The 2489-nt window shown below is 71.5% G+C and carries 2 protein-coding genes and 1 pseudogene; 2 read left to right on the forward strand and 1 reads right to left on the reverse strand.

Annotated elements, in window-relative coordinates:
• Positions 1-498, forward strand: a pseudogene (locus ACFWXO_RS26715) (hypothetical protein); the annotation flags it as partial.
• A gap of 299 nt (positions 499-797) precedes the next feature.
• Here the strand turns inward: ACFWXO_RS26715 and ACFWXO_RS26720 are convergent.
• A complete protein-coding gene (locus ACFWXO_RS26720) occupies positions 798-1151 on the reverse strand; it encodes a DUF6401 family natural product biosynthesis protein (protein WP_375884320.1) in 354 nt (117 codons plus the stop codon).
• 142 nt (positions 1152-1293) lie between these two features.
• Here ACFWXO_RS26720 and ACFWXO_RS26725 point away from each other — a divergent pair, with 142 nt between their 5' ends.
• A complete protein-coding gene (locus ACFWXO_RS26725; protein ID WP_375884322.1) occupies positions 1294-2220 on the forward strand; it encodes an LLM class F420-dependent oxidoreductase in 927 nt (308 codons plus the stop codon).
• The last annotated feature ends 269 nt before the right edge of the window (positions 2221-2489 follow it).

The raw sequence follows: 2489 nt of genomic DNA on the forward strand, positions 1-2489 counted from the left end.
GGCCCGACCCTCATGACCGATATGACCCACCCGTTGCTCGCGTGCGGGGCGCGTGGCATCTCCGCGGGGGCTATGGTGGGGGGGCCGTTGGCCCACGCCAACGGCGTGCGCGACATCGTCGGGAACGCGCTGTCCGGCGCCTCGTACGGGCGCACCGTCTCCACCGTGGCCTGGGCGTTCATCGTGGCGCTCGGGGTGATCGCGGCGCTCGGCCAGGCCGGGATCGCGACCGCGATCACCGGGCCGGTGCTGATCGCGGCGCTGGCCACCGTCACCGGGGTGCTGGTGGTCGGCGTCGGCGGCGGTCTGATCATGCCGATGCGCCAGCGCTGGGAGCGGTGGCTGGACAGCGCGGAGCAGGAGACCGCCCGACTGCGCGGCACCGCCTACCAGGCCGGCCGCTCGGACGCGCTGGCCAACCAGCCGATCCGCCCGACCACCCAGACAGGCCCGGGCAACCCGCCGGTGCCGGGGATCGACCCGGGCGAGAATCGGTAGATCGGTCTACGGGGTCTGGCTGGTTTACCGGTGCACCAGGTAGGCCTGGTACGCCCGGCGTCTCGGGCCTACCTGGTCCACCTGGCCTGATGGGAGATCTCTAGACCGGTCTACATATCCATTGGGCTCCACACAAGATAGGTAGACCGGTCTACAGGCTCAGAGAAGCCTGTAGACCGGTCTACCTATTAGCCTCGCCACCAGTAGACCGGTCTGCATAGTTTTCCCGCGATGCCGCGATGCCGCGATGCCGCGATGCGCGATCGGTGGACCGGGTCCACCCCTCCCGCTTCCTCGGATCAGGCCTCCAGCAGACCCTGGTCACGCACCAGCCAGCAGATCGCCGTCAGCCTGGTCACGGCGTAGTCGTAGCCGACCGGCTCCCGCCAGCCGATCTCGGTGAGCGCGTCCAGGAAGCCGAGCGCGTAGTCCGACAGTTCCTCACGGTCCAGCGGCTGGGGCGCGAGCTCCGCGCCCTGTGCGTACAGCAGCTCGCGCAGCATCGCCGCGTGCTGGTCGACGGCCGCGACGAAACCGGGCTCGAAGGCGAACTCGGCCAGCCGGGGCGTGAAGGCGGCCACGATGCCGGGCAGCGGGCAGCCGGCCGGTTCGTCGGGGGAGCGCCGGAAGGACTCGTCGGGGGTCGCGAACATCCGTCCACGGTAGGCGAACCGCTGTGGTGGCGAGCCGGGCTGTGACGGTTCCGTGCTGAGACCTTGGCCACCTTCGGAACGTTCCGTGGCATGGCCGGTTCCCTGTGTTCCCGAACGGGTGGTCCGTACCAGAATGGCCCGCATGGACCTCCGCATCTTCACCGAGCCCCAGCAGGGCGCGAGCTACGACACCCTCCTCAAGGTCGCCCGCACGACCGAGGAGCTCGGTGTGTTCAGCGCCTTCTTCCGCTCCGACCACTACCTCAAGATGGGCGACGTGGACGGCCTGCCCGGCCCCACCGACGCCTGGATCACGCTGGCCGGCCTGGCCCGCGACACCAGCACCATCCGCCTCGGCACCCTGATGACGGCCGCCACCTTCCGGCTGCCGGGCGTCACGGCGATCCAGGTCGCCCAGGTCGACGCGATGAGCGGTGGCCGGGTCGAGTTCGGCCTCGGCGCCGGCTGGTACGAGGCCGAGCACGCCGCGTACGGCATCCCGTTCCCGAAGGAGAAGTTCGGGCGGCTGGAGGAGCAGCTGGAGATCATCACCGGGCTGTGGCGGACCAAGCTCGGCGACACCTTCGACTTCGCCGGGGAGTACTACACCCTCACCGACTCGCCCGCGCTGCCCAAGCCCGTCCAGGAGCGCATCCCGGTGCTGGTCGGCGGCTCGGGGCCGAAGCGCACCCCGGCGCTGGCCGCCCGGTTCGCCGACGAGTTCAACCTGCCGTTCGCCTCGCTGGACGACACCGCCGCCCAGTTCGGCCGGGTCCGGGCCGCCGTCGAGCAGGCCGGACGCTCGGCCGACGACCTGGTGTACTCCAACGCCCTGGTGCTCTGCGTCGGCCGGGACGACGCCGAGGTGGCCCGTCGGGCCGCCGTGATCGGCCGCGACGTGGCCGAGCTCAAGGAGAACGGCCTGGCCGGCACCCCGGGCGAGGTGGTGGAGAAGCTCGGCCGGTACGCGGCGGTCGGCAGTGAGCGGGCCTACCTCCAGGTGCTCGACCTGAGTGACCTCGACCACCTGGAGCTGGTCGCCGCACAGGTGGCCCCGCAGCTCGGCTAGCGAGCCGGTTCGGAGTCGGTTCGGAGTCGGTTCGGCGCCTCATGGGTCGCCGTGCGTGCCGACTGCCGGGAAACGGCCGCGGTCCGGGGCGTGAGCGCGGTGTCCTGGGCCGCAGTGACGTTGCCGCCGGTTCACTGACGGGCCCCCCGCGCCCCCCCCGGGGCGGGGGGGCAGGTCCAGCGCCCCCACAACCTCCGTGTGGCCCATCCGGGCCGAGTGGTGGGGGGCCCGCCGGTGGGGGGGGGGTACCCGGGGGTGTCTTATAAAAA

Origin of the sequence: Kitasatospora sp. NPDC059088, from assembly GCF_042738155.1 — a bacterium.
GTDB lineage: Bacteria > Actinomycetota > Actinomycetes > Streptomycetales > Streptomycetaceae > Kitasatospora.

Coding starts and splice junctions, on each gene's coding strand:
- ACFWXO_RS26720 (WP_375884320.1), bottom strand. CDS start 1,151: ATGTTCGCGACCCCCGACGAGTCCTTCCGGCGCTCCCCCGACGAACCG.
- ACFWXO_RS26725 (WP_375884322.1), top strand. CDS start 1,294: ATGGACCTCCGCATCTTCACCGAGCCCCAGCAGGGCGCGAGCTACGAC.